The organism is Peptacetobacter hiranonis, assembly GCF_008151785.1.
Lineage (GTDB): Bacteria > Bacillota > Clostridia > Peptostreptococcales > Peptostreptococcaceae > Peptacetobacter > Peptacetobacter hiranonis.
In genome coordinates, this window is sequence record NZ_CP036523.1 from 521732 (window position 1) to 547610 (window position 25879).

Annotated in this window: 24 protein-coding genes; 19 read left to right on the forward strand and 5 right to left on the reverse strand. The window is 32.1% G+C overall.

The window, feature by feature from the left end; translation table 11 throughout:
* Window positions 1–439: 439 nt before the first annotated feature.
* The 7 genes from alr (at window position 440) to KGNDJEFE_RS02720 (ending at window position 8533) form a co-directional block, all read left to right on the forward strand.
* Window positions 440–1606, forward strand: a complete 1167-nt coding sequence (gene alr / locus KGNDJEFE_RS02690; RefSeq protein WP_006439672.1) for an alanine racemase — start codon at window positions 440–442, stop codon at window positions 1604–1606.
* A 350-nt stretch (window positions 1607–1956) separates the two neighbouring features.
* Entirely contained in the window at window positions 1957–2403 is a 447-nt protein-coding gene (locus KGNDJEFE_RS02695; RefSeq protein ID WP_006439673.1) for an RrF2 family transcriptional regulator, read from the forward strand.
* 287 nt (window positions 2404–2690) lie between these two features.
* Window positions 2691–4577 (forward strand): anaerobic carbon-monoxide dehydrogenase catalytic subunit, encoded by a 1887-nt coding sequence (gene cooS / locus KGNDJEFE_RS02700; protein ID WP_006439674.1) that lies wholly within the window; start codon window positions 2691–2693, stop codon window positions 4575–4577.
* Between the two features lie 13 nt (window positions 4578–4590).
* Window positions 4591–5037 carry a 4Fe-4S dicluster domain-containing protein gene (locus KGNDJEFE_RS02705; RefSeq protein ID WP_006439675.1) on the forward strand — a complete coding sequence of 149 codons (447 nt, stop codon included), beginning with the start codon at window positions 4591–4593 and terminating at the stop codon, window positions 5035–5037.
* 3 nt (window positions 5038–5040) lie between these two features.
* On the forward strand, window positions 5041–6258 hold the full coding sequence (locus KGNDJEFE_RS02710; RefSeq protein ID WP_006439676.1) for an NAD(P)/FAD-dependent oxidoreductase: 1218 nt from the start codon (window positions 5041–5043) through the stop codon (window positions 6256–6258).
* A 557-nt stretch (window positions 6259–6815) separates the two neighbouring features.
* Entirely contained in the window at window positions 6816–8174 is a 1359-nt protein-coding gene (gene rlmD, locus KGNDJEFE_RS02715; protein WP_040410350.1) for a 23S rRNA (uracil(1939)-C(5))-methyltransferase RlmD, read from the forward strand.
* A 47-nt stretch (window positions 8175–8221) separates the two neighbouring features.
* Window positions 8222–8533: a 4Fe-4S binding protein gene (locus KGNDJEFE_RS02720; RefSeq protein ID WP_006439678.1), complete on the forward strand. Its 312-nt coding sequence runs from the start codon at window positions 8222–8224 to the stop codon at window positions 8531–8533.
* Between the two features lie 269 nt (window positions 8534–8802).
* On the opposite strand, the gene KGNDJEFE_RS02725 is transcribed toward KGNDJEFE_RS02720, so the two are convergent.
* Window positions 8803–10227, reverse strand: coding sequence for an ATP-binding protein (locus tag KGNDJEFE_RS02725; protein WP_006439679.1), 1425 nt, complete (start codon window positions 10225–10227; stop codon window positions 8803–8805).
* A gap of 126 nt (window positions 10228–10353) precedes the next feature.
* Here KGNDJEFE_RS02725 and KGNDJEFE_RS02730 point away from each other — a divergent pair, with 126 nt between their 5' ends.
* Genes KGNDJEFE_RS02730 through KGNDJEFE_RS02740 form a run of 3 tightly spaced genes read left to right on the forward strand, consistent with a single transcriptional unit; the run spans window position 10354 to window position 11370 of the window.
* Window positions 10354–10890, forward strand: coding sequence for an RNA 2'-phosphotransferase (locus KGNDJEFE_RS02730; protein WP_006439680.1), 537 nt, complete (start codon window positions 10354–10356; stop codon window positions 10888–10890).
* 59 nt (window positions 10891–10949) lie between these two features.
* Window positions 10950–11051, forward strand: a complete 102-nt coding sequence (locus KGNDJEFE_RS02735) for a DNA polymerase beta superfamily protein (protein ID WP_169302896.1) — start codon at window positions 10950–10952, stop codon at window positions 11049–11051.
* A complete protein-coding gene (locus tag KGNDJEFE_RS02740; RefSeq protein WP_006439681.1) occupies window positions 11041–11370 on the forward strand; it encodes a DNA polymerase beta superfamily protein in 330 nt (109 codons plus the stop codon). The genes KGNDJEFE_RS02735 and KGNDJEFE_RS02740 overlap by 11 nt, the downstream gene beginning before the upstream one ends.
* 68 nt (window positions 11371–11438) lie before the next feature.
* On the opposite strand, the gene KGNDJEFE_RS02745 is transcribed toward KGNDJEFE_RS02740, so the two are convergent.
* Complete coding sequence (locus tag KGNDJEFE_RS02745; protein ID WP_006439682.1) at window positions 11439–12494, reverse strand: acyltransferase family protein; 1056 nt, start codon at window positions 12492–12494, stop codon at window positions 11439–11441.
* Between the two features lie 266 nt (window positions 12495–12760).
* A complete protein-coding gene (locus KGNDJEFE_RS02750) occupies window positions 12761–14170 on the reverse strand; it encodes a glutamate decarboxylase (protein WP_006439683.1) in 1410 nt (469 codons plus the stop codon).
* Window positions 14171–14479: 309 nt separating this feature from the next.
* Between KGNDJEFE_RS02750 and dhaS the strand changes: the two genes are divergently transcribed.
* Window positions 14480–15058: a dihydroxyacetone kinase transcriptional activator DhaS gene (gene dhaS, locus KGNDJEFE_RS02755; protein ID WP_006439684.1), complete on the forward strand. Its 579-nt coding sequence runs from the start codon at window positions 14480–14482 to the stop codon at window positions 15056–15058.
* Window positions 15059–15338: 280 nt separating this feature from the next.
* Here dhaS and KGNDJEFE_RS02760 read toward each other — a convergent pair whose 3' ends face one another.
* Window positions 15339–16454: a hypothetical protein gene (locus tag KGNDJEFE_RS02760; protein ID WP_006439685.1), complete on the reverse strand. Its 1116-nt coding sequence runs from the start codon at window positions 16452–16454 to the stop codon at window positions 15339–15341.
* Window positions 16455–16804: 350 nt separating this feature from the next.
* Between KGNDJEFE_RS02760 and KGNDJEFE_RS02765 the strand changes: the two genes are divergently transcribed.
* From KGNDJEFE_RS02765 to KGNDJEFE_RS02800, 8 genes are all read left to right on the forward strand, one after another.
* Window positions 16805–18169, forward strand: coding sequence for a radical SAM/SPASM domain-containing protein (locus tag KGNDJEFE_RS02765; RefSeq protein WP_006439686.1), 1365 nt, complete (start codon window positions 16805–16807; stop codon window positions 18167–18169).
* Window positions 18170–18171: 2 nt separating this feature from the next.
* Window positions 18172–19032, forward strand: coding sequence for a DegV family protein (locus KGNDJEFE_RS02770; RefSeq protein WP_006439687.1), 861 nt, complete (start codon window positions 18172–18174; stop codon window positions 19030–19032).
* 250 nt (window positions 19033–19282) lie between these two features.
* Window positions 19283–20653 carry a peptide MFS transporter gene (locus KGNDJEFE_RS02775; protein WP_006439688.1) on the forward strand — a complete coding sequence of 457 codons (1371 nt, stop codon included), beginning with the start codon at window positions 19283–19285 and terminating at the stop codon, window positions 20651–20653.
* A 462-nt stretch (window positions 20654–21115) separates the two neighbouring features.
* Complete coding sequence (locus tag KGNDJEFE_RS02780) at window positions 21116–21349, forward strand: DUF1653 domain-containing protein (protein WP_006439689.1); 234 nt, start codon at window positions 21116–21118, stop codon at window positions 21347–21349.
* Between the two features lie 150 nt (window positions 21350–21499).
* Window positions 21500–21979 (forward strand): nucleotidyltransferase domain-containing protein, encoded by a 480-nt coding sequence (locus KGNDJEFE_RS02785; RefSeq protein WP_006439690.1) that lies wholly within the window; start codon window positions 21500–21502, stop codon window positions 21977–21979.
* Window positions 21972–22310, forward strand: coding sequence for a HepT-like ribonuclease domain-containing protein (locus KGNDJEFE_RS02790; RefSeq protein WP_006439691.1), 339 nt, complete (start codon window positions 21972–21974; stop codon window positions 22308–22310). Before KGNDJEFE_RS02785 ends, KGNDJEFE_RS02790 begins: the two co-directional genes overlap by 8 nt.
* Before the next feature lie 2 nt (window positions 22311–22312).
* Window positions 22313–23086 (forward strand): metallophosphoesterase, encoded by a 774-nt coding sequence (locus KGNDJEFE_RS02795; protein WP_006439692.1) that lies wholly within the window; start codon window positions 22313–22315, stop codon window positions 23084–23086.
* A gap of 686 nt (window positions 23087–23772) precedes the next feature.
* On the forward strand, window positions 23773–24843 hold the full coding sequence (locus tag KGNDJEFE_RS02800; RefSeq protein ID WP_006439693.1) for an LptM family lipoprotein: 1071 nt from the start codon (window positions 23773–23775) through the stop codon (window positions 24841–24843).
* 84 nt (window positions 24844–24927) lie between these two features.
* Here the strand turns inward: KGNDJEFE_RS02800 and KGNDJEFE_RS02805 are convergent, their stop codons facing one another.
* Complete coding sequence (locus KGNDJEFE_RS02805) at window positions 24928–25773, reverse strand: DMT family transporter (RefSeq protein WP_006439694.1); 846 nt, start codon at window positions 25771–25773, stop codon at window positions 24928–24930.
* Window positions 25774–25879: the final 106 nt, after the last annotated feature.

The window sequence follows — 25879 nt, forward strand, 5'->3', positions numbered from 1 at the left end:
ATTCTTGTTCCTTTTTTCATCCAAAAATCTGTGCGTTTATAAAATTATTTACTTAGACTGTTTAATCATAAGTTATTTCGTAGCAGTTTTCTATACTGTTTTAATGTGATGATATATGTTATAATGTAATCAACAGAACCCACCACGCCTCTGATTTCAAGCGCAACCCGGTGGGATTTTTTAGTATAGAGGACCGCAGTGTGTTAAAAACTAATATAGTGTGGTTCTTTTTTTATGCGGTAAAGTAATTTATATTAGTATATAGTTTATTAAGCGATTTTTGATTTTAGACATTGATATTTTAGTTTAATGATGTATAAAATTATTAATTGTCATATTTTTTTAAAGAATTGTGTTATTTAGATATAATTTGTTTAGATAAATGAAGTATTAAGGTTATTTAGATATATTAGTTTTAGTTTAGACTGGGGGTTTTTAGATGATAGATAAGAGTAGAATTAAGGCAGTTGCTTGGGCAGAGATAGATTTAGATGCTTTTAAGAGAAATTTAAAGAGCATAAGAAAGGTTTTGAATAACGGGGAGAAGATTTGTGGTATTGTAAAGGCTGATGCTTATGGTCATGGTTCTGTTGAGATTGCAAAGACTTTAGAGGAAAATGATGTTGAGTATCTTGCAGTTTCTAGGGCAGAGGAGGCTATGGAGCTTAGAAGAAAAGGTCTTGAGCTTCCAATTTTGATACTTGGCTACACTCCAGAGCAGAGATATAGAGATATAATCAGAAATGATGTTATGTTTACTATTTATTCTATGGAGGATGCGGTGAAGTTAAATGAAGCAGCTGAGGAGCTTGAGATGGACGCAAAGGTTCATATAAAGATAGATACAGGAATGAATAGACTTGGGTTTAAGGTTACTGAGGAGTCTATTTGTGAGATTAAGAAAATAAGCGAAATGGATAGAATTAGTATTAAGGGGATATTTACTCATTTTGCTGCAGCTGATGAAGTTGACAAGAGTTTTACAGAAATGCAGGGTGAAAAATTCAAGTATATGTTAAATAGATTAAAAGAAGAAGGCGTTGAAGTGCCACTAGTTCATGCAGCAAACAGTGCAGCCATAGTGGATTGCGACGATTTGAAATTTGACATGGTAAGAGCTGGGATAATTATGTATGGATGCTATCCTTCAGATGATATTATGAAAGAAAGAGTGCCTGTTGAGCCTGTAATGACTATCAAAACTAGAGTTTCTCACATAAAAACAATAGAGCCTGGCGAAAAAATAAGCTATGGATGCACTTATGAAGCAAAAGAAAAAGAAAGAATTGCCACACTTGCAATAGGATATGCGGATGGATTTGTCAGAGGAAGAAAAAATCCAAAAGTTTGCATAAACGGAAAAGACTATGAAGTAGTGGGAAGAATATGCATGGATCAGTGCATGATAAAAATAGGAATGGACGACGACATAAAAGTTGGAGACGAAGCTGTAGTATTTGGAAAAGGTGGAGTAAGCATAAGTGAATTTGCTGAAGACTGCGGAACAATATCACACGAAATAATGTGCAACATCTCAAGAAGAATACCAAGAGTATTCATCGAACACGAAGACATAATAAAATACGACGACTATTTAAGATATTAGTATTTTAAAAATTTAAAATAAAAAATTTTAACAACTAAGCAAAAAAATTAAAAAGACTGACAATAAAACATTATACAAAATATAAACCAGTGTACAAAAGCACGCAAATTTGCAGTCAACAATTTTGTTAAAAGTTATATATAATCATATAAGCATAGTATTTATGGTGAATGAAAAAATTTAAATAGGTAAGCTTACTCGACGATGCAACTTGATTGCCCGGAGAGGAGGTTACCTATTTATTTTTTCACTACAAAAGTACAAGCTTATAGATTATATATTTTTTAACAAAATAATGTTGACAAAAATTATCTAGTTTGATAAGATTAAGACATAGTAGGTGATGGAAAATGTTATTTACAAGGGAAAGCGACTACGCAATAAGAATTGTTAGAGCGCTAAAAGACGAAGAAAAATTAACAATTAAAACAATATGCGAAAGGGAATTACTACCAGAGGCATTTGCTTACAAGATTATCAAAAAGCTTGCAAAGAGCGAGATAGTAGAGATAAAAAGAGGAGCAAATGGAGGATATAGTTTAAAAAAAGACCTAAACGAACTAACTCTGTACGATGTAATAATCGCAGTTGATCCAGATTTTGCTGTTATGGAGTGCATACACAGCTTCTGCAACAGAAATGGTTCAAATGGGATGTGCAAAGTACATAAAGAACTAATATATATCCAAAATCAGGTAGAAATGCTGCTAAAGAGAAGAAGTCTTGAAGAAATATTAGAGGATAGAAACTTTGAATGTAAGTCTAAAGACTTCGATAGTAGAAAAAGTATATTGTAAAAAAGAGTATTAAAAAGTTAAATTTTGCATTATAAAAAATAAAAAAAGCTTGTATAACTTCAAGCTAAAAAATTTTTAGAATTAAAGTGGACTAAAATAGTCCAAATAAAAAATAAACTAAAATTTTAAAAAATGCAGATTGGCAAATAAAGCGTCAAACAAAATAACAAAATTCATCAAGTTTTTAATCGAAGCAATAATAAATTTTTAAATTAAAGACAATTAAAAAACAAAAACAAGAAAAAAATAATTAAAAAAATTAATTTCCAATATCAGGAGGTAAAATTATGAATCATAAATGCTATGGCTGTAATACATGTAAAAGTGCAGACAAACCTTTAGAAGGTTACATCAGAAATCTTCCATTTGAAACATCTCATCACAGAGTAGACACTCAGAAAACTAAATGTGGATTTGGTTTACAGGGAGTTTGCTGTAGACTATGTTCAAATGGTCCTTGTAGAATAACTCCAGAGTCTCCAAGAGGGATATGTGGAGCAAATGCAGACACAATAGTTACAAGAAACTTTTTAAGAGCAGTTGCATCAGGATCAGGATGCTACATACACGTTGTTGAAAATACAGCTAGAAACGTAAAAGACGTAGCTCAGAAAAAAGGCGAAATAAAAGGAATAAATGCGTTAAACAAATTAGCAGATATATTTGAAATACATGAAGAAGATATGCACAAAAGAGCAGAAATGGTTGCAGATGCTGTATTAGCTGATTTATATCTTCCTGAATTTGAAGAAATGAAATTAATCAAAAAAATGGCTTATGCTCCAAGATATGAAAACTGGAAAGAACTTGGAATACTACCTGGTGGGGCAAAATCAGAAGTATGTCATGGTGTTGTAAAATGTTCAACAAACTTAAACTCAGACCCAGTTGATATGCTAAAAGACTGCTTAAAACTAGGAATTTCAACAGGTATATACGGATTAACTCTTACAAACCTACTAAACGATATAGTTTTAGGAGAGCCAGAAATAAGACTTGCTCCTGTAGGAATGAGAGTTGTAAACCCTGATTACATAAACATAATGATAACTGGACATCAGCACTCAATGTTTACATACCTTCAGAAGAGATTAACTGAAGAAGATGTTGTTAAAAAAGCTGAAGCAGTTGGAGCAAAAGGATTCAAATTAGTTGGATGTACTTGTGTTGGACAGGACTTACAGCTAAGAGGTGCTCATTATGAAGATATATTCGATGGACACGCTGGAAATAACTACACAAGTGAAGCAATACTTGCAACTGGTGCAATAGATGCAGTTATATCAGAATTCAACTGTACACTTCCAGGAATCGAGCCAATATGTGACGAATTAAAAATAAAACAGATATGTATAGATAGCGTTGCTAAAAAAGCAAATGCAGAATTAAAAGAATTCGACTTCGAAAACAGAGAAGCTGTTTCAGAAGAAATAATAGACAAAATAATAGAATCTTATACATCAAGAAGAGGAAATGTTGAATTAAATCTATTTGAAGATCATGGATTTGACAATGCACTAACTGGTGTAAGTGAAGGTTCATTAAAAGATTTCTTAGGTGGAAACTGGAAACCACTTATAGATTTATTAGTAGCTGGAGAAATAAAAGGTGTTGCAGGAGTAGTTGGATGTTCAAACTTAACTGCTGGAGGACACGATGTTTTAAGTGTTGATTTAGTTAAAGAATTAATATCAAGAGATATAATAGTTTTAACTGCTGGATGTTCTTCAGGAGGAATAGAAAACTGCGGATTTATGAATCCAGAAGCTGCTAAATACGCTGGACCAAAACTAAGAAAAGTATGTGAATCTTTAGGAATACCACCAGTATTAAACTTTGGTCCATGTCTAGCAATAGGAAGATTAGAAATAGTAGCTACAGAATTAGCTGAAGCTATAGGCATAGATTTACCTCAGTTACCACTTGTATTATCAGCAGCTCAGTGGCTAGAAGAACAGGCACTTGCTGATGGATGCTTCGGACTTGCTCTAGGATTACCACTACACTTAGGATTACCTCCATTTGTAACAGGAAGTGATGTAGCGGTAAAAGTATTAACTGAAGATATGAAACAGTTAACAGGTGGACAGGTAATAATAAACCCAGATGCAAAAGAAACAGCTGATATTCTTGAAAAAATTATAGAAGAAAAACGTGCTGCACTTAATATCTAAGGAGGGCGCCTATATGAAAAGAATAATTGTAGACTACGAAAAATGTGACGGATGCAAAAACTGCTCAGTAGCATGTATGCAGGCTCACAGAAAAGATGAAGGCGATGTATATACACTAAACCTTCTTGACCCAGAAAATGAATCAAGAAACTTTATATATAAAGACGAAAAAGGAAATTATCGTCCAATATTCTGCAGACATTGTGATGAACCAGAATGTGTGATGTCTTGCATGAGTGGTGCTCTTAAAAAAGACCCAGACTCAGGACTTGTTACATACGATGAAAAAAGATGTGGTTCTTGCTTTATGTGTGTAATGAACTGCCCATTTGGTGTATTAAAACCAGATAGAATAACTAAGACAAAAGTTATAAAATGTGATTTCTGCTTAGAACATGGTGGAGAGCCAAGTTGCGTAAAATCATGTCCTAAAAAAGCAATTCATGTAGAGGAGGTGTAATCTGTGAAGTATGTAATTATCGGTGTAGGGGCTGCAGGTATTACAGCAGCTGAAGAATTAAGAAAATTAGACAAATGCTCTGAGATTACAATGGTTTCAGAAGATCAGTTTGTACACTCTCGTTGTATGCTACATAAATATATATCACATGAGAGAGATGAAAAGACTCTAAACTTCACAAGAGAAGACTTTTTCGAAGTAAACAATATAGATTGGAAAAAGGTTGGAGTTGATAAAATAGACACAGCCAATAAGGAAGTTGTTCTTTTAGATGGTGATGTTGTAAAATACGATAAGCTTCTAATTGCAACAGGTGCAAATAGTTTTATACCACCGGTTGGAGATTTTAGAAAGGCATCTAATGTGTTTGGGCTTAGACATTTAAGAGATGCTCAGGCAATAGATAAGATGGCTGAGAAATCAGAAAAGATACTTATCGTTGGATCAGGTCTTGTTGGACTTGATGCTGCACATGGACTTCTTGAAAGAGGTAAGGATGTAACAATAGTCGAAATGGCTCCTAGCATACTTCCTGTTCAGTTAAATCTACATGCAGCTGAAGAATACCAGAGAAAATTTGAAGAAGCAGGTGCAAAATTCTATCTTGGATGCAAAGCTGATAAAGCTGAGTGCTCTGAGGATGGAAAGATTCACGCAGTTACATTTGATACAGGAGAAACAGTTGCTTGCGATATGATAATCGTTGCAGCTGGGGTTAGACCAGCAGTAGGATTTTTAGAAGGAAGCAATGTAGAAGTAGACAGAGGGATTGTTGTAGACGACTTTATGAAAACTAGTGTGGACGATGTTTATGCAGCAGGAGATGTTGCAGGTCTTTCTGGAATATGGCCAAATGCTATGAAGCAGGGAAAAACTGCAGCTAGAAATATGACTGGTATGGCGGAAAAATACGAAGATAGATTTGCTATGAAGAATACTATGAACTTCTACGGACTAGTAACTCTTTGTCTTGGAAATATAAGAGAAGAGGAAGGAGACAAGGTTGTAGAGCAGGAAGATTCTAAGAACTACAAGAAGGCAGTTGTTAGAGATGGTAAGCTTAAAGGAATTCTTCTTCAGGGCGATATTTCTCATGCGGGAATTTGGCAGTATATAATTAAGAATGAGATAGATGTAGATTTTAAAGAGAATATTTTTGATATAACATTTGCTGATTTCTATGGAACAGGAGAAAGAGGAAAGTATATCTGGAATTACTAAAAAATTACTACTTAGGAAAGAGTGGATAAGTCAAAATTTACCAATTTATTGTTACTATACGAAGCATATGAGATATATACAAACTTCTCTCCAGGCTTCGGCGTGAGTGCAAGCAATGTATTTTATTATGAACAAAATACACGCCTGCAGATTGTCGAGAGAGTTTGTATATATAACTCATATGCTACATACTATCAATAGTTTTGGTAAATTTTGATTTTATCCACTTTTTTTAAGTTAGTAAATTTGTAGTAGCTTAAATATAAAGGACTGCTTAGAAAAATATAGTAACAGTTGAAATTTCTCCTTTTTGTTATATATAAGTATAATATTTTTTAAAATAGTTTACATGAAGCTGATATAACTAAGTTTGTTTGAAAAATAGTATAGAGAATGAGCCTTGTACTTGAGTACAGGGCTTTTTTCTGTTAAAATTAAATTTTGAGAATAATAATTTTTAGGTCTGAAAAAGTCAAAAGTAAGTGATTTTTGATAGATAATAATTTTGGAAAGAATTTGATTGAGATAGATGAAAATTTTAGAAAATGGAGGATATTATGCTAGAGAAAAATAAAGAGTATGTAGTAGACATAGTGGATATGGGTGAGTCTGGTGTCGGGATTGGTAAATACGATGGATTTACAGTTTTTGTGGACTGTGCATTAGTTGGAGAAAAGGTTAAGGTAAAGATAAATAAGTCTAAGAAAAATTATGCGGTTGGTGATCTTGTTGAGATTATTGAGCATTCTCCATACAGAGTAGATAGAGTTTGCGACGATAGCTTAAAGATGTGTGGTGGTTGTCAGATTCAGGAGCTTGACTACAACAAGCAGCTTGAGCTTAAAACTAACGAGGTTAAGCAGGTTATTTCAAGAATTGGTAAGATTGAAGGTGCGACTATACACGATACAATCGGTATGGAAACTCCATTTAGATACAGAAATAAGGCTCAGTTCCCAGTTCAGATGAGAAAAGGAGAGCCTGTGATAGGATTCTATAAAAAGAAGAGCCACGAGGTAATTCCAACAGCTAAGTGTATGATTCAGCATGAATTAAATGACGAAATAATCGAGGTTGTTAGAGAATTTATTGTCGAAAATAATATAAGTGTGTACGACGAAGTGAAGCACAAAGGACTTTTAAGACACATAGTTACAAAAATCGGATTTACAACTGGCGAGGTTATGGTTGTATTAGTTGCAAATGGGAAAAATATACCTAATGTAAATAAACTTGCAAAAATGCTTGAAGAGAGAATAAAAGGATTTAAGACTTTAGTTGTAAATGTAAATACAAATAAGACAAATGTAATTCTTGGAAGAGAGAATAAAGTTATATGTGGAACAGGAAAAATCAACGATTATATAGGAAATCTTGTGTTTGAAATATCTCCACTTTCATTCTTCCAGGTAAATCCAGTGCAGACAGAAGTGTTATACAACAAGGCTTTAGAGTATGCAAATTTAACTGGAAATGAAACAGTTTTCGATATATACTGCGGAATTGGTACAATTTCTCTGTTCTTAGCACAGAAAGCTAAGAAGGTATACGGAATTGAGATTGTTGAAGATGCGATAAAAGATGCTAAGAGAAATGCAGAACTTAACGGGCTTGAAAATACTGAATTTTACGCTGGAAAAGCGGAAGAGGTTGTTCCAAAGATGTACAAAGAAGGAAAGAAAGCAGATGTTGTCGTTGTTGACCCTCCAAGAAAGGGCTGCGATGAGAAGGTACTTGATACTATAGTTTCTATGGATCCAGAGAGAGTGGTTTACGTTTCTTGTAACCCATCTACTTTGGCGAGAGATTTAGCGTATATGGATGAGAGAGGTTTTAAATGCGTTGAAATTCAGCCAGTTGATATGTTCCCTCACTCAGTACATGTGGAAAATGTGGCATTATTAGAGAGAAAATAAAATACATTATATTTATTGCGTTGATAATCTTAGTGCCAGTTTCCATTATGCAAGATAAGAGTATATTTGGAGATGCTAAGATATTTGTAAAATTATTTGGATTTAGTACAGTATTTTTGATGTCGCTATTCGTATTTAGACCGTTTTGCAAATATTTTTGTCCTTTTGGAGTATTTTTAGGTGTGTTTAATAAAATATCTCCGTTTAGATATAAGGTGGATAGCAGCTGTAATAAGTGTGGGATGTGTCGGAAAAAGTGTAAAATGGGAATAAAACCGTATGAAAATCCAAATAGCGTGGAGTGTATAAGATGCGGCGAGTGTATAAATAAATGTATGAAGAAATCAATTCATAAATAAGAAAGGGATTGTTACGGAGTTTAACTGTGACAATCCCTTTTTATTTGGAAGTTACATAGAAATACTTAGAAAGTATATACACTTGGAAGTTACATAGAAATACTTAGAAAGCATATACCTACTTAGAAGTTACATAGAAATACTTAGAAAGCATATACCTACTTAGAAGTTACATGGAAATACTTAGAAAGCATATACCTACTTAGAAGTTACATAGAAATACTTAGAAAATAGATGCCTACTTAGAAGTATATTATAAAAAAATATAATTACTTATATTTTGAGTTAAGTGAGTAATATTGAGTAGGATCCCTATTGCTATTACCATGCCACTTTAGTATATCTTTATCAACTAGCAATTTTAAAATAGTGATACATGTTTTGCTACTTTTTCCTGTTAGAGATGATGCTATCTTTGAAGTTATTTTTTCATTTGTCATTAGAAATTGAATAATTTTAATTTCATATTCGTTTAAAGAATTAAAAACTGACTCATCGAAATTCTTTTGTATCCTATCTTCAACTCTTAGGGTTCTTGAAGTAATACTATTTTCAAGTACAAGTAAGACTGAATTTCTATTAGGTTCAGAATAAGTAGGTTTATTTAGGTAAAAACCATCCATCTCATCATAGATTCTTTTCACACCTTCATTAAGCTCTTTAACCCACCCGAACTCACTTAATACTCTTGCAATTCTTGGGTTTCGAGAATAGCGAGTATTTTTCATATTATTCAAAGTAACGATATTTGGAAGTTTTCCAGGACTAAAAATTTCCAATCTATCATCATACAATGAAACTCTAATATAATCTCCAATAATAGAGTAGTTCCTATGAGTTAAGCTATTTACAATACCTTCAAACCAAGCAAATTCAGGATATTCAGGTATTATTTTGAAAATACCATCTTTGCCAAGATATTGAAATTCTCTAAGTTGAAAATTTATAGCTTGTTTGACATTTCCAATAATTCTAGGAATAGCATATTCGTAGTTTATTTCTTTGATAAGATTTAATCTTCTACCTGTTTCCATTTTTGTACCATCGTATTTTAGAAGTCTTAATCTAGCTTGTGGTAAGAACTTTGTTGGATATTTTGAGAATAATAAAACTCCAGCAACAGTAAGATGACCTTCTTTCATTAAAGATCTACTTTCTAAAATTTCTTCTAATGATAGATTAGTATTTAGAATATGTTTGTATTTTAATAAAAGCTCTGTATCGATATCATCAAAGCTAGAATCTTTTATGATTAAATCCTCAAAACTTCTATCACCTTTATCATATTCAAGTTGGGTTATTTCATTGTGTGTTAATAGTTTTGACTTATCCCCTATGCGAAGATAAACTCTATTATCACTTGTTTTAATTACATTATTTTCAACTGAATCAATAAAGAATAGAAGAATTTGTATGCCGTTTACTTCTTTAATTTCTGTTTCTACATTCAAATTTCCTTGGCAGCATGAAAAAGGAACATACAAAAAGTCATTTATAGAATTTGCTTTATCATAATTAAATCCTGTTATTGTTCCATCATCTTCTATTCCAACTGCCAATATTCCTCCATTTGCATTTGAAAAAGCAACTAAGTGCCTTGCTACTTCATTTGGTTTGATTCTTGCACTTTTTCTATCAAAATATTGGTTTTCTCTTTCATTGCATAAATAATCTATACTAACTTCTTTTTTCAAAATCAAACACCTCCTATATATAGAAAGGACAAATAAATGATAATTTATACAATGAAAAGTATAGAACTTATTATGCAAAAATGATAAGCTATAAGAAAAAAGTTTTAAACAAAAGGAGGTATAGCTATGGGAAATTTGATAAAAACAAGCAGATTTATAAGTCTAATATTACGTCATAAACCAGAAACAATAGGAATAACATTAGATGAACATGGATGGGCAAATGTTGAAGAATTAATCGTTGGAGTAAATAAAAAATATCCTATAGATATGCAAATTCTAGAAAAAATTGTGGATGAGGACGATAAAAATAGATACTCATTTAATGAAGATAAAACGATGATACGTGCAAATCAAGGACATTCAATTTCTGTTGATGTAGAGCTAAAAAAATTAAATCCACCAGATATTTTGTATCATGGAACTGGTGAAAAATATGTAGAATCTATTGAAAAACAGGGACTTATTAGGAAAAATAGATTATATGTTCATCTATCAAATGACATAGAAACAGCTGAAAAAGTGGGAAAAAGACATGGAAAACCTATAATATATGAGATAGATTGCAAAAAGATGGTAGAAAATGGAATAGAATTTTTAAAATCAGAGAATAATGTATGGTTAGTTGAAAGTGTGCCAGTAAAGTATTTGAAAAAATTATAACTAAAAAATATATTTTGTATTAAAAAGCTAATGTAGTATAAATTAATGAGGTGATTATATTGAAAACAATTATAGAAAACAAGCTAAAAGAAATTGAAGAAAAAGAAAATGTAAAAATTATTATGGCAGTTGAGTCTGGAAGTAGAGCAAGTGAGAGTTAAAAAGTATTTTTATGTACTTAGACCAATACTAGCAGCGAAATGGATTTTAGATAAAGAATGTCCACCACCGATGTTATTTTCTGAATTAATGGAAGCTGAGTTGGAGAATTCAATAAGATCAGAAGTGGATAAACTATTAAAAATGAAACAAGAATTACCAGAAATGGGGCTATCTCCAAGAGTTCAGGTTTTAAATGACTATATTGAAGTAGAATTAAGTAACATAAAAGAAAAAGCAAAGTTTATTGAAGAAGATGAAAAGACGTGGAATCTTCTAAATGATTATTTTGTATCGTTAGTAAAATTGAATAAAAAATAAAAAGTAATTATAAAAGGGACTATTGTAAAAACGTGCAATAGTCCCTTAATTTTTATCTTATTCTAAACTTATGCAATATCTTGAACAGATTTCACTGCTTCTTTTTCCTTAACAACCGGCTTTGATGGTTTACCGATTAAAAATGGAATAAATCTATCGTATAAATACATTATTGGAAGATCAACAGCTATAACAATGGCGAAGAATAATATTGCACCAACTGCACTAGTTGTCAAACTTGGGAACGCAGCAAAAACACTCTTTGATAACAAAGGCCAAATAAAGAATATAATAAGCATATGCGTACCCATAACAGTCATTGTATTTTGACCGATAAAAACAAGAAGTTTTGATGATATAAGCTTTGAAATACCAATTACTGCATAAGAACCCGCTAATCCACCTAAAACACATAGGAATGGATTTCCGATAGTACTTCCCCAGATATCTATCTGTCCATTGAATTTAGATACCATATAAGTGATAACCAAAGAAATTAATATCATATACCAACGCTTGTTTAAATCGCTTTTGAAAAATTCTTTTAGATAATAACCTAAAAGGATGAATGTAAAGGCGATAACCCCTCTAACAGCGATATTTATCCAATGAGAAAATGGATAAAACACATTTATAAGTAGGAATGGTATCCAAGCGATGTATTTATAAATAGGCATATAAAACTTCATAAAGAAATATAAAATTATTTCGCCTATAAATAGTGCAGATATAAACCAGTTTGCACCAATGTTACAGTGAAGAGTCAGTGTATTTACAACAACATTTTTTATATTTACTAAAGTAACATCTGAATAAACAAAAACATTAAAAAGTCCTCCAGTTATATCTAAAAATAGATATGGAACAATTAATGTTTTTATCTTTTTGATTAAAAATTTTGTAAATGATACATCTTTAAATGATTTCTCTGAAAATAACATACCTGAAATTATAAAGAAAAGAGGTATGTGTAAAGTATAGATAAATGATAGCATTTGTGGATTTGAAATATTCAAGTTATTCCTGTAGAACTGATTCATATGACCTATAACGACCAAAAGAATTGCAATTCCACGAGCAATATCAATATAAGTTAAACGTGTCTTTGTTTTTGAATTGTCCATAGCTTTCTCTCCTAAAAATTTTTACTAAAAGTATATTTTCCTCAAATAGCTATTTTAGCATAAATCAGAGAAAATATAAAGAAATATACAATATGTAAAAAATGGCTATGCTATACTAAAAATTAAAAAAACTACATTGTACTAAAAAATAGTATAAAAAAAGCTGCTACAAATACTGTAACAGCTTCTAAGATTTATATTCAATTTTTTAATTTATTTATGCTTTTATATAATTTATTTTTATATCATTTATAATATATAAACCTCTATCTTCCTGTATGGTTTAAACTCGCAACATCTTCCTCATTCAAATGAGAAACAACTCTATGAGTTTCAAAATACTTCAACGTTCTCTTAATATCCTGCATAAGAAGTGAAGCCATATCTAGTCCAAATCCCTGTCTAACCAAAATTCTCTGAACAACTACATTATCAGCGTATTTTGGAAGAGAATACGCAGGAACCAACCAGCCTCTACTTCTCAACTTATCCGCAAAATCATATAAATTAAACGAAACTTCTGCATCTTCTTTTAATCTCCATGTAACTGCAGGGATACCTTTGTTTGGATTTCCGTCAAAAATTATCTCAAAAATACCTAGTTTTTCAATCTCTTTAGCTAAATACTGGGCAGTTTTGTAGCAGTTCATGTGTACTTTTTTATATCCATCAAATCCAAGTCTAAGTAACTGGTAATACTGAGCTATAATTGGTCCAGCTGGTCTTGAGAAGTTAAGTTGGAACACAGACATATCTCCACCTAAATAATTTACGTGGAAAATTAAATCATCAGGTAGATCATTTACATCACGCCAAACAACAAACCCACATCCTAGAGGAGCAAGTCCGAACTTGTGGCCTGATGCACTTATTGATTTTACTCTAGGAAGTCTAAAGTCCCATTTTATCTTAGGTGCACAGAATGGTGCTAAAAATCCACCAGATGCTGCATCTATGTGCATATCTATATCTAAACCAGTCTTTTCTTCAAGCTTATCAAGTGCGTGAGAAAGTTTTTCTATAGGTTCGTACTCTCCAGTAAATGTAAGTCCAAGAGTTGTAACGACACCGATTGTATTTTCATCTATATATTCAAGCATAGAGTCGGGATCCATATAGTATCTGCCTTCTTCCATAGGAATTTCTCTAAGCTCTATACCCCAATATCTTGCAAATTTTTCCCAAACAACCTGAACAGGTCCTGTAACTAGGTTTGGTTTACTTATATCTTTATCTTCTGCAATACGTTTCATTCTCCAGCGATGATACATCGCAAGCCCTCCAAGCATACAAGCTTCTGAAGAACCAACAGTAGATGTACCTATTGAAGTCAGCTCATTTGGAGAATTCCATAAATCTGCAAGCATAGAAACTATACGGTTTTCAATCTCAGCAGTTTGAGGATATTCATCCTTATCTATCATATTTTTATTCATTCCAATTTCCATTATTTCTTTGATGTACTCATCTTCATAAGTCTGAGTGAAGGTAGCTAGATTTTGGCGGGCATTTCCGTCTAAAAACAGCTCGTCTTTTACAATTTCTAAAATAGCTTTAGAGTCAGATTGTTCCTTTGGAATTTTATATTTTGGTAAAATAAATTCTGAGTCTCTAGAAGCGAAAATAACATCTTCATCGACTTTATGGTCAAATTTGTGTGTTTTATACATCATCATAAATGCATCTCCTTTGAAATAGATAATATGTTTATTATAAAAATATAATTTGATGAAAAAGTATATTTATCATAATAAATTGCAATTATATTTGCATCAATTTTAACACCAAGAAAAATTAGTTGCAATAAATATGAAGAAAAACACACATACAATAGTAAAATAAGTGAATTATTCTGTGAAAATGTGGATAAAAGAAGAAAATATAATAGAGTGAAATAATTTTTATCTTGAATAATGTGATATAGTAGTATTATGGGTAGAGTTCAATATGACAAATTACTTTGATAATGTAAGGAGGTTGTTTTTGTGGCTGACTCAAATATTACAAAAAAAGCTTTGGCAGAATCACTAAAAGAAATAATGAATTCCACGCAATTTGACAAAATAACGGTGGCTCAAATTTGCGATGGCTGTGATATGAATAGAAAAAGTTTCTATTATCACTTTAAGGATAAATACGACTTAGTGAATTGGATTTTTGATACAGAATTTATAAAAGTTGCATCTGAGCGGAGTTCTAAGGAGACTTATGAGGAGAGAATAGGATTAATAGCAAATATATGCAATTATTTTTACGACAATAGAGAATTTTATCAGAAGGCATTGTTGATAAAAGGGCAAAATTCTTTTTCGGACCATTTTTGCGAATATATCCAACCATTAGTGAAAAATAGAATATTATTTTTAATGCAAGAATTTGTGTCAATAGATGAGGCAAAGGTAGATGAATTTACGGTAGATTTCCTTACAGATGCTATTTTGTGTGCGATAGAAAGATGGCTTTTGAGCAATGAGTGTATGAAAGCTGATGAATTTTTAGAAAAAATAATGGGACTTATAAGAACCGCAATTATAATAATGCAGCAGGAATTAAATGTAGAATAAAAATTATTATCGATGTTAAAAAATTTATATAATAAGCTAGTAAACGGAAAATGGACTGATGTAGGATATGCAACAGTCCATTTTCTATTTTAAAACTAACCACCTTAAAAATAAGGATAATTAAGGGATAATAAGTATAAAAATAAGCTTAATTATAAAAAGTTTGGATTTAAAACTAATTATCAACATAGTATATCTAAAATAATACAAATTCCAAAAGGCAAAATTCAAGCAAAAAATGGAGTACTTAAAAACAAGAATGATTGCCTAAATTGGGAGGTTAAAGTTTAGAATTTGACTTCAAAATCGAAATGAGGTCAGAGTAGAAGATATTATTCTCTTTTGAATTATCGAATTCTAAATTATCAAATCCTGCTGTATCTACATTTTCAGTTTTAGAAGAGTCACTGATATTTTCATTAGCAACCTTTTTTCCATCAACAGTGCATAGGTTTCCACTATGATCAAAGGAGATATATCGACTTTTACCCGAGATAATATTGTCTATGTATGCATTGCTGTAGAATAATTCCCAAGCTATAGTACTATAGCTTGGGCTAGTTCTAGTCTGCTCAGAAATTTGGTAGACCATTTTGCGAAGGTTGTCATTACAATGTGGCTCTGAGACAAAAACTGTAAAAAATGGATTGAATTGCTCAGCAAAACGAAGAATACTTCCGTCAAGTATTAGATCGATATTCTTCTGGGAATATCTATAATAAACACTATACAAAAGTTTTCTGCTACTTAGTTCATTGTAAACATGGCGGTTTTTCTTATCTAGTTCGACTATGAGCATAATGTTTTCTAGCTCTTCAACGCAATCCCAAAAGTTTTTATCAATATCAGTTATCATATCGCAATTTTTTATATCTAAGTTTTCTAGGAATATGAAAAAGACGCTGTCAGGATGTCTTTTTATTAAATCCAGAAAATTAGTTGAGGGGTTATTCAAAAAAATTATCCAACTGTATATTCCAAGTTTTTCTCCGTCAGTGATAAGTTTGTCGTAATGTTGGTTATTATTTTTAAAAGAAAAACTATCTATATGCAGGGTAATTTCCCAGGGAATAATGCAGTTTAGTTTTCGTTCGTTTCTTCTTATTATCTTAGACCCACACTTAAAAGAATTATAGCCAAGATTCATGCCAAAGGTAAGTAGTCGTTGATTTTCTACGCCATTTACGACGTTTGATATCAATTTATAATATGGACTTTCTTCATTTTGAAGCATGGTCTGTGCAGATGAGAAAAAAGAGTTTTGAAATTTCCCTTTGGAGAATAACAGCCCCAAATCAATTAAATTTCTGGCGGCTCGTTCGGGATATTTTTCCATATCTTTTAACTTATTTGCGACGACGGTCTCTATCAAGGTGTAGAATACGTCATTTTTCATATAGATTTGCCCTCCTTTCAATGGATTAAGTATTATTTAGAAAAATATACTAAATTCTTTTTAGAGTATGTTTGACAAGAATATTTTTGCTAAAAATTAATATACTTATTATTTATTTTAATAATAAATAATTTCACACATTTCATACAATGGACATAAATAGACATCTGTCTAAAATTTGGACAAAGTTAAGTCTTTGTCGCAAATTATGACAAAAGACTAAATTTGTCCAATGAAATAAAATTCGATTCTTTTTATAATTTGTTTAAACCATTTAAAAATAATAATTAAAATCTAAAAGTGTAATCGGAAAGATGGAAAAAATACAAAAATAGAAAGGATGAGTCCAAATGAGTAAATCTATAAAATCTAGTATGCAAAATTTTGCAGTTGACAAAGCACTAAAATACATAGAAGGAAATCCAGAAGAAAACATACCAAAGCTTATGAAATTGGTAGATAAACTGACTCCTGAATATTGGTATAAAAGTCAGCGTGATGCTATTAGAACTGTAATAGAGGAAAAAAATCATTGGTACGATTTAATCTTAAAGGTATATGACTTAGATCCAGGTGTTAGAAGAGCTTTCTTTGAAAACTTCTTATTCAATGCTAGTTTAAAAGGAAGTGCAATACAGCACGAGGTATCAGAAAGAGAAGGATGCAATGTTCCTTGGGCGATATTATTAGACCCTACTTCTGCTTGTAATATGCACTGTACTGGTTGTTGGGCAGCTGAATACGGAAATAAATTAAATCTAAGTTTAGAAACAATAGACTCAATAATTCGCCAGGGTAAAGAAATGGGAACATATATGTACATATACACTGGTGGAGAACCTTTAGTTAGAAAAGATGATTTAATGAAAATTTGTGAAATGCATCCAGATTGTGCATTCCTAGCATTTACAAACGGTAGCTTAATAGATGAGGATTTCTGTAATGAAATGCTTCGTGTTAAAAACTTTGTACCTGCTATATCTCTTGAAGGCTTTGAAGAAGCAAATGACGGACGTAGAGGTGAAGGTGTCTACAAAAAAGTGCAGAATGCAATGAAACTATTAAAAGAACATAAATTACCATTTGGTATTTCAACTTGCTATACAAGCAAGAATGTTGAAGATGTAAGTAGTGAAAAATATTTTGATTTAATGATAGATAGCGGTGCATTATTTGTATGGTTCTTCCACTATATGCCAGTTGGAAACGATGCTGCAGTTGAGCTATTACCTAGTCCTAAGCAGAGAGAGTTAATGTTTAACCGTATAAGAGAATTTAGAAAATGTAAACCAATATTCTCAATGGACTTCCAAAATGATGCTCAGTATGTTCATGGATGTATAGCAGGCGGAAGAAATTACCTACACATAAATGCTAAGGGCGATGTTGAACCATGTGTATTTATACACTATTCAAACTGCAATATTCACGATACTAGCTTACTAGACGCATATAAGAGTCCTTTATTTATGGCATATCACAATAATCAGCCATTTAACGACAATATGCTTCGTCCATGCCCAATGCTAGAAAACCCTGAATATTTAAGACAAATGGTTAAAGAAACAAAAGCAGAAAATACTGATTATCAGAGCTTTGAAAGTGTAGATCACCTATGTGACAAGACTGTGGAATATGCAGCAAACTGGAAACCTACAGCAGACAAACTTTGGCATGGATGCTGTGGCTGTGATAATTGCAAAAAGGGTGAATAAATATGAGAGAATATCAAATATTTACTGATGCGACTTCTGATTTACAGGAAGATTTAGAGTCAGTAAAAGTAATACCTATGAATGTTGAAATTGGAGATAAGGAGTATGTGTATGGACCTCAGGGAAATATTTCCTGCAAAGAGTTTTACGGTTTGCAAAAAGAGGGACATTACGCATCTACTTCACAGATAAATGTACTAGAATACGAAAAATATTTTGAAGAGGCACTTAAAGAAGGGAAGGATGTTTTATACATCAGCTTCTCTTCTGGGATGTCTGGAACATATCAAACTGCTTGCCTTTGCAAGAATGAACTTCAGGAAAGTTATCCAGATCAGAGGATAATTTGCATAGACAGTCTTTGTGCAGCAGTTGGAGAAGGGCTTCTTGTAGAGGAAGTAGATAAAAAGAAAAGAGAAGGTCTATCTATGGATGAGCTAGTTGATTGGATAGAAGGCAATAAGATGAATTTATGCCATTGGTTTACTGTAGACAACTTCGATCATTTAAAACATGGTGGTAGGGTGTCAGCAGTTGCCGCTACTCTTGGAAATACCTTAAATATAAAACCTCTTTTACGTGTTGATGAAGAAGGTAAGCTTCGGGTTGTTAAAAAAATTAGAGGAAAGCACAAAGCTATGGCAGCACAGGTAGAATGTATTGCAAGAACTTGGAACCCTGAAATTAGCAAGTCTGTAGTGATAGCTCATGGAGATGATTTAAAATCTGCAGAAGAGTTAAAAGAATGTGTTGAAAAAAAATTGCCAGATGCAGAAGTTTGTATATCAGAAATAGGTCCTATAATAGGTGCTCATACAGGCCCAGGAGTAATGGTACTTGTATTCTGGGGAACTAATAGATAATAAAGATTGTTAAAAAATATAAAATTTTTAGACAATATGAAAAAATATAAAATAACAAGTTAAAGTTTAAATATTTAAAAAACTTAATGTGAATTTTATATAAAGTTAAGAAAAATAACATAATTTTTTATTTGCCCCTTACTAATTAGTATGTTATAATACAAATGTCGAAAGTTTTGTGAAAAAATAAACCAAGAGTTTAATTACTAAATCACTAAACTTTAAAAAAAATTTAAGTAGGGGGTAAAAAATGGAAGCAACTAAAACTAAAAAGAAAAAACCATTTGGCTTCTATGTATGTGCGTTAGGATTTACATTTGAACGTATAGCATTCTACACAGCAAAATACTTATTAGCTATATGGATAGTAACAGAAGTAGCATCTGGTGGATTAGGATTACCAGATGAAAAAGGTGTTGCAATGTCAGCAGCATTCGTAGCATGGACTTATATAACACCAATATTTGGTGGATACATAGCTGACCATTGGATCAGTCCAAGAATATGTGTTCCAGTAGGTATGATACTTATGGGACTTGGATATTTATGTACTTGGAAAGCAGATTCTATGGGATTAGTTTGGGCAATGATAGTATTAGTTTCAATAGGAACAGGATTATTCAAAGGTAACTTATCTGGTATAAATGGATTATTATTCCATAACTCAGATGAGCTTGATGAAGCGTTCTCAATTCAGTACTCATTCGTAAACGTTGGTTCTTTCATAGGAACAACTTTCATAGCAATGTTAGCAACAACTGGATTATTTGGTATAAAAACAAGCTTCAACACTGTATTCTTAATATGTGCAATATTCATGTTTATAGATGCAGCTTGGTTTATATTAAATGGTAAAGCTTTAGGTGATGCAGGTAAAGAACCTTTCAAAGCTGACCAGCGTGAATTCGAAACTGTAGCTAAAAAAGATGATGCAGCTGGAGATAAATTAACTTCAGGAGATGCAAAACGTATAGGAGCTATAGTATTAGTTACATTATTCTCAGCTATATTCTGGATGGTATGGTATATGGCTTACATGCCAGCATACTACAGATTTGGATGGGGAGATGGTTCATCTTACATGAACTTAGCAAACTGGTATATAGGAAGTTTCCAGATACCAACTTCTTGGTTCGACTCAATGAACGCATTAGTTTGTATAGCACTTGGACCAGTTCTAGCTGCTGTATGGGCTAAAATGGCTAAGAGACCTCAGGGAGATATAAGTATGTTCAAGAAAACTGCACTAGGTATAATACTAGTTGGTGTTTCTTACATAGTAATGGTTGTAGCTGATAAGATAGCTATGGCAAACGGACAGTGCTCATTCTTATGGTTAGCACTTGTAAGTATGCTTATGTCTTTAGGTGAAATGATATTCTCACCATTAGGAAACTCATTTATATCTAAGTTAGCTCCAGCTAAGGTTCTAGGATTATTACTTGGATTCTGGCCAATAGCTGTTTTCATAGCTCAGTATATATACCCAAGTCTATACGCTTGGTTAAAAACTTTAAACTTCACTGTTGGTTACGGTGGATTAGCTGCTGTAATAATAGCTTTAGGTGTAATACTATGGTTATGCAGTGGTAAACTTGATGAAATGGAAAAAGCAGAATAATTTTATAAAAGAGATGCCTCAGTTTTCTAGGCATCTCTTTTTTTATGTTTATTTAAAAGTGTGAGTAATGCAAAATTTTTAATGAGAGGCCTTTTTAAGCTTTAGGACATAGGTGCCTTCTTCTCCAGGCTTCGACGTGTGTGTAATTAAAAAGGTTTGTTTAAAATAAAATACACGTCTGCAGATTGTCGAGTGAAGGCATCCTATGACCCAAAGCAAAAGGCTATCTCTCATTTGAAAAATTTTGCATTAACTCGCTTCTTGTATATAAAGCTAAAAAAGGAGATGCTAGAGAAAATATGAGGCATTTCGTTTGTAAGAATTATTTCTTTGGAAGATGGGGGAGTGGGTTTGGTGTATGTTTTTTTGAAATAGGTAGTAATAGATGGTGGGGTTTGATGTATGTTTTTTGAGAAATAGGGTATTATATAATTAGTATATATTTTTGGAAGGAGTTTGGTTATGAGAGAAGTTGTGGTTAATAGGTTGTATAGACATTTTAAGGGGAATTTTTATTATGTGAAGGATGTTGCTCAGCATACGGAAACTGGTGAGATGATGGTTGTGTACCAGGCGATGTATGGAGGGTATGGTACTTTTGTTAGACCAGTGGATATGTTTTTAGAGGAGGTAGATCCTGAGAGAGAGGATAATGTTACTGGGCAGAAGTATAGATTTGAGCTTTATGAGAAGTAGATGCGTATTTTTATATAAATAAACATGCAATAATTGCGTAAAATTAAAAATAAAAACATGCAATAATTGCGTATTATATCATATAACAACACGCAAAAGTTACGTATTTTTATTGCGTATATTATTTTTTTGTTGTAAAATCACTGTGGGGTGATAAATTTGAAACTTAAAAATCTTCGTAAAGAGAAAAAATTAACTCAAGCTAAATGTGCTGAATATCTTGGAATTCCACTTCGAACATATCAGAATTATGAAAATGATGAGTCAAAATCTGGCTCTATTAAATATGCATTTATGTTACAAAAGTTAGAAGAATATGGGGTTATAGATGAGAGCCATGGTGTTTTGAGTATAGAGCAAATTAGAGAAATTTGTACGAGAGTATTTGAAGGTTTGGAGATAGAGTATTGTTATCTTTTTGGCTCTTATGCTAAAGGAACAGCAAATGATAATAGTGATGTAGATCTTATGGTAAAGACTGATATTTCAGGTTTAAAATTCTATGATTTGATAGAAAAATTAAGAGAAGAGTTAAATAAAAAGGTTGATTTACTTAATTTTGAGCAGTTGAATAATAATCTAGATTTAATAAATGAAATATTAAAGGATGGGATAAAGATTTATGGATAATAAAAAGGGAAATGAATATTATTTAAAAAAAGTTATAACTGATTTAGAATTTGTAGTTAAGCATACAGAAAATATAAATAAATATGAACTTGAAGAAAATGAAATTCTTGTAGATTCGGTAATGTTTAGGCTAATACAGATATCAGAAAATGCCAATAAGTTATCCGATGAATTTAAACAAAATTATGCATTTATACCTTGGAGAGCTATAAAAGGTATGAGGAATAAGATAGTTCATGACTATGGAAGTGTTGATTTAGGGGTAGTGTATGATACTGTAAAAGAAGATATACCAGAATTATTAAGGGAGTTAAAGGAGAGTTTTGATTAGTGATGAGATATTATGTTGTTTCAGATGTGCATGGATTTTTTAGTGAGATGAAAGCAGCTCTTGAGGATAAGGGCTTTTTTGAGGATAAGGAGCCACATAAGTTGGTTGTTTGTGGTGATTTGTTTGATAGAGGAACTGAGGCTTTGGAGCTAGAGGAGTTTGTTCTTGATTTGATTTCTAAGGATGATGTTATTCTTATTAGAGGAAATCACGAGGATTTACTCATGGAGCTTCTACATGGTTGGAGCAATAGGAGTTATTTTCAGATGCATCATTCGTCAAATGGGACATTGGACACAGTTTGTCAGCTTACAAATTCTACTATGGACGAGATTTATTATAATCCTGACGATGTCGCTAGAAAGCTTATCAGAAATGAGTCTATTAGAACAATTATACCGAGAATGGTAGACTATTTTGAGACTGAGAGATATGTTTTTGTTCATGGTTGGGTTCCTTGTACTCAGATGTATGATAAAACGGAACTAATAGGTTATGAAATAGATGAAAATTGGAGAGAGGCTAGTATCAAGTCTTGGGAAAAGGCGAGATGGATCAACGGTATGGAGGCTGCACATTATGGTGCGAAGGTCGATGGAAAGACTGTTGTTTGTGGGCATTGGCACTGTTCTTTTGGTCATAGTAAGTATGAGGGAGATGGCGGTGAGTTTGACAATAAGCCTAACTTTGATACGTATTATGCGGATGGAATTATTGCTTTAGATGCTTGCACTACGGTTTCTAAGAAAGTTAACTGTATTGTTGTTGAAGATTAAAGAGGATATTTTTATTGAATGTAAATACTTGTATAAAATAAGAACATAGTAAAGGATAAGCAGAAAAAATTGAATATATTCATATTACAGTTGATTTGAATAATAATAGATTTTAGATTAATAATAAAAAATAAAATTATCTAAATAAAATAAAGTCTAATGTAAGTGAAATTTATTGTTTTTTTGAACATTTTGCCGACGTCGGCAAAATGTTCAAAGTCTTGAAAATACTAAATTTAAAGAAAAGAAATTTTTAAAATGTATGGATGTTAGATGTATATCAAATAAAAAATAAGTAAAGTTTAATACAAGTAAATTTTTGCGTTTTTTTGAACATTTTGTTGACGTCAACAAAATGTTCAAGATATTGAAAATACTACATTGTTAGAAAAATAAAAAATGAAAAAAATAGTTTAAATGGATTATATTAAACTTAATATTATAAAGGAATATAATTTTAAAAATATAAAGCTGATAAAATCTGCTAGTATTTGTGTATGAAATGAACTATGTTCAGTGTTTTTTGTTGCTTGGGTATCGTTGAAAAATAAATCTATCAATGTTATAATAAATTATCTGATTTTTATGATAATTCATAGATATGAGGAGTGTGAAAAGAGTAGGTAAAGTAACCAATAAAAACTAAATGCTTTAAATTAAAATTTCACTAGAAAAGAGGGATATTTATGAAAAAATTAAAAACATTATTGGCATTGGTAATTGTGACATCATTGGCGCTTGTTGGCTGTGGTCAAAAGGCTGCCGAAGAACCAACGAAAAAGGATGAAAGTCCTTTTGAAAAAGTGGCTGCATTGTATGAAGAGCAGATTAAGGGTCACGAGGAGATTGATTTTGGAATTGATAGCTACGGAAGCGAAAATGCGACATATATGTACGAATATGCTTTTGTAAATATGAATGATGATGATATACCAGAGCTACTTATTGGAAAGACAGATGAGTCATTTGGTGTTAAATATATTAAAGTATTCTACTACGACAAAGAAAACAACAAACTACTATCACCAACTAAAAATATAGAAATTGGTGTAGCTGGTGCTGGTGGATTTAGAGCCGATGTAGTTGCATCAAATAAAAAAGATGGATTAATATTAGAGCAAGGAAGTGGAATGAACGGTCAGTTTGAGATTGTAAGAATAAATTTAGATATAAAAGAAGATGGAACAGTTGAGCTTAAAAATACAACATTGCAAGAATATATGTTAGGAGATGCAGTAGAAAGAGAAACTGAAGGAGAAGGCAAAATTATCACTTGGTACGCAATCGATGATTTATCAGCTTTAGAACAATTTAAAGCAGGCAAACTTGACTTGAATAAAGAACCAGAAGAAAGTGCAGAGTCTCAGCCTAAAGAAGAAACTGAACAACCAAAAGAAACAGGAGCAGTTGTAGATAATAAGACTGTGTTCCAGGGTACACTAAAATACTTATCATACAATGAGGTGCTAGAGCTACAGGGTATAGATGATCCTAACGCTGGATATGCAGATACTAGTGAAAAATTCGCAATATTAGTACTTGGTGGCGAAACAGATGTCACTGCAGAGAGTGGAGACGGAACTGGTTCACACACAGACAAGGCTAAAATGATAAAACTTGCCAACTTTGCTGATGCAGCAAACTACAATGGTAAAGAAGTTAAGGTTAAGATTACAAGTATGTTCTGGCCTTCAGATACAAGTCTACCATTATTAGAGCCATATGCATTAGAGGGAGAATATGAAATAGTTGAATAGAAATTTTGGAGATAGTTTTTGCTATCTCCTTTTTTATTGCACAAAAAAAGAACCAACTGGTAACTAAACCAATTGGTTCATATCCTAAACAATGATACTAGCAATAATCAAAACTGCTCCAATAATCCCCTTAACAGTAAGGGTTTCACCCAAGAACAACGCTCCTAAAACAGCGACAGTAATAGGATTTAATGCACAAAGCACACTTGCTCTCTCTGCAGTAGTCCAACTTTGAGCATAAGGTTGAAGTGTAAAGCCAAACACACTGCATATAATTGCCAGATACAACATATAAGTCCACTCAATTCCAGTCGCAGGAAGTGCAGGAGTTTCAAATATAAATGCTGCAATCAGCGAAAGAATTCCCATCGTACCTACCTGATAAATACCAACTCTTATCGGATCCGCCTTGTCAGCAACTTTAGAAGTCAAGATAATTGTACCTGCATAAGTCAGAGCTGTCATCATTCCTAGCAAATCACCAAAGTTGAACTCAAATCCCTCAGGTTTGAAGTTGAGTAAAACTATACCTATTCCGCACATAAAGAACATCAAAATTGTTTTCTTATCTGGAAATTTTCTAGTCATAATTGCTAAAATAATCGGAACTATTATAATTGCTGTATTTTCCTCAAATGCTATCGAAACTGAGGTAGTGTATTTAAGTCCTGTTAATTCTAAGAACATAACGACGAAAAACGATGCTCCAACCAAAAATCCATAGAATAAATCATTTTTATCTGTCTTTTTAAGTGTTTTAAATCCGATTACTACAAGCACTGCAAATGCAATCATCGACCTAATTCCTAAAAGAGTGAACTGTCCCATATTTTCCAAAAGAAGCTTTAAAAACAGAAACGACGTTGCCCTTGCGATGATGACAGAGCCAAGTAGCACCTCGGAAGCTTTTCTATTTAAAGGTTTTGCCATAATCTAATTCCTTTCTAAAAATAATCTCACAAAATATAGTATAAATGCAGATTTTATCTTAGTAAATAAGATTTTTGAGAAAAATTACGCTATTATAAGCTAAAAA

Coding starts and splice junctions, on each gene's coding strand:
- alr (WP_006439672.1), top strand. CDS start 440: ATGATAGATAAGAGTAGAATTAAGGCAGTTGCTTGGGCAGAGATAGAT.
- KGNDJEFE_RS02695 (WP_006439673.1), top strand. CDS start 1,957: ATGTTATTTACAAGGGAAAGCGACTACGCAATAAGAATTGTTAGAGCG.
- cooS (WP_006439674.1), top strand. CDS start 2,691: ATGAATCATAAATGCTATGGCTGTAATACATGTAAAAGTGCAGACAAA.
- KGNDJEFE_RS02705 (WP_006439675.1), top strand. CDS start 4,591: ATGAAAAGAATAATTGTAGACTACGAAAAATGTGACGGATGCAAAAAC.
- rlmD (WP_040410350.1), top strand. CDS start 6,816: ATGCTAGAGAAAAATAAAGAGTATGTAGTAGACATAGTGGATATGGGT.
- KGNDJEFE_RS02720 (WP_006439678.1), top strand. CDS start 8,222: ATGCAAGATAAGAGTATATTTGGAGATGCTAAGATATTTGTAAAATTA.
- KGNDJEFE_RS02730 (WP_006439680.1), top strand. CDS start 10,354: ATGGGAAATTTGATAAAAACAAGCAGATTTATAAGTCTAATATTACGT.
- KGNDJEFE_RS02745 (WP_006439682.1), bottom strand. CDS start 12,494: ATGGACAATTCAAAAACAAAGACACGTTTAACTTATATTGATATTGCT.
- KGNDJEFE_RS02750 (WP_006439683.1), bottom strand. CDS start 14,170: ATGATGATGTATAAAACACACAAATTTGACCATAAAGTCGATGAAGAT.
- KGNDJEFE_RS02760 (WP_006439685.1), bottom strand. CDS start 16,454: ATGAAAAATGACGTATTCTACACCTTGATAGAGACCGTCGTCGCAAAT.
- KGNDJEFE_RS02765 (WP_006439686.1), top strand. CDS start 16,805: ATGAGTAAATCTATAAAATCTAGTATGCAAAATTTTGCAGTTGACAAA.
- KGNDJEFE_RS02770 (WP_006439687.1), top strand. CDS start 18,172: ATGAGAGAATATCAAATATTTACTGATGCGACTTCTGATTTACAGGAA.
- KGNDJEFE_RS02775 (WP_006439688.1), top strand. CDS start 19,283: ATGGAAGCAACTAAAACTAAAAAGAAAAAACCATTTGGCTTCTATGTA.
- KGNDJEFE_RS02780 (WP_006439689.1), top strand. CDS start 21,116: ATGAGAGAAGTTGTGGTTAATAGGTTGTATAGACATTTTAAGGGGAAT.
- KGNDJEFE_RS02790 (WP_006439691.1), top strand. CDS start 21,972: ATGGATAATAAAAAGGGAAATGAATATTATTTAAAAAAAGTTATAACT.
- KGNDJEFE_RS02795 (WP_006439692.1), top strand. CDS start 22,313: ATGAGATATTATGTTGTTTCAGATGTGCATGGATTTTTTAGTGAGATG.
- KGNDJEFE_RS02800 (WP_006439693.1), top strand. CDS start 23,773: ATGAAAAAATTAAAAACATTATTGGCATTGGTAATTGTGACATCATTG.
- KGNDJEFE_RS02805 (WP_006439694.1), bottom strand. CDS start 25,773: ATGGCAAAACCTTTAAATAGAAAAGCTTCCGAGGTGCTACTTGGCTCT.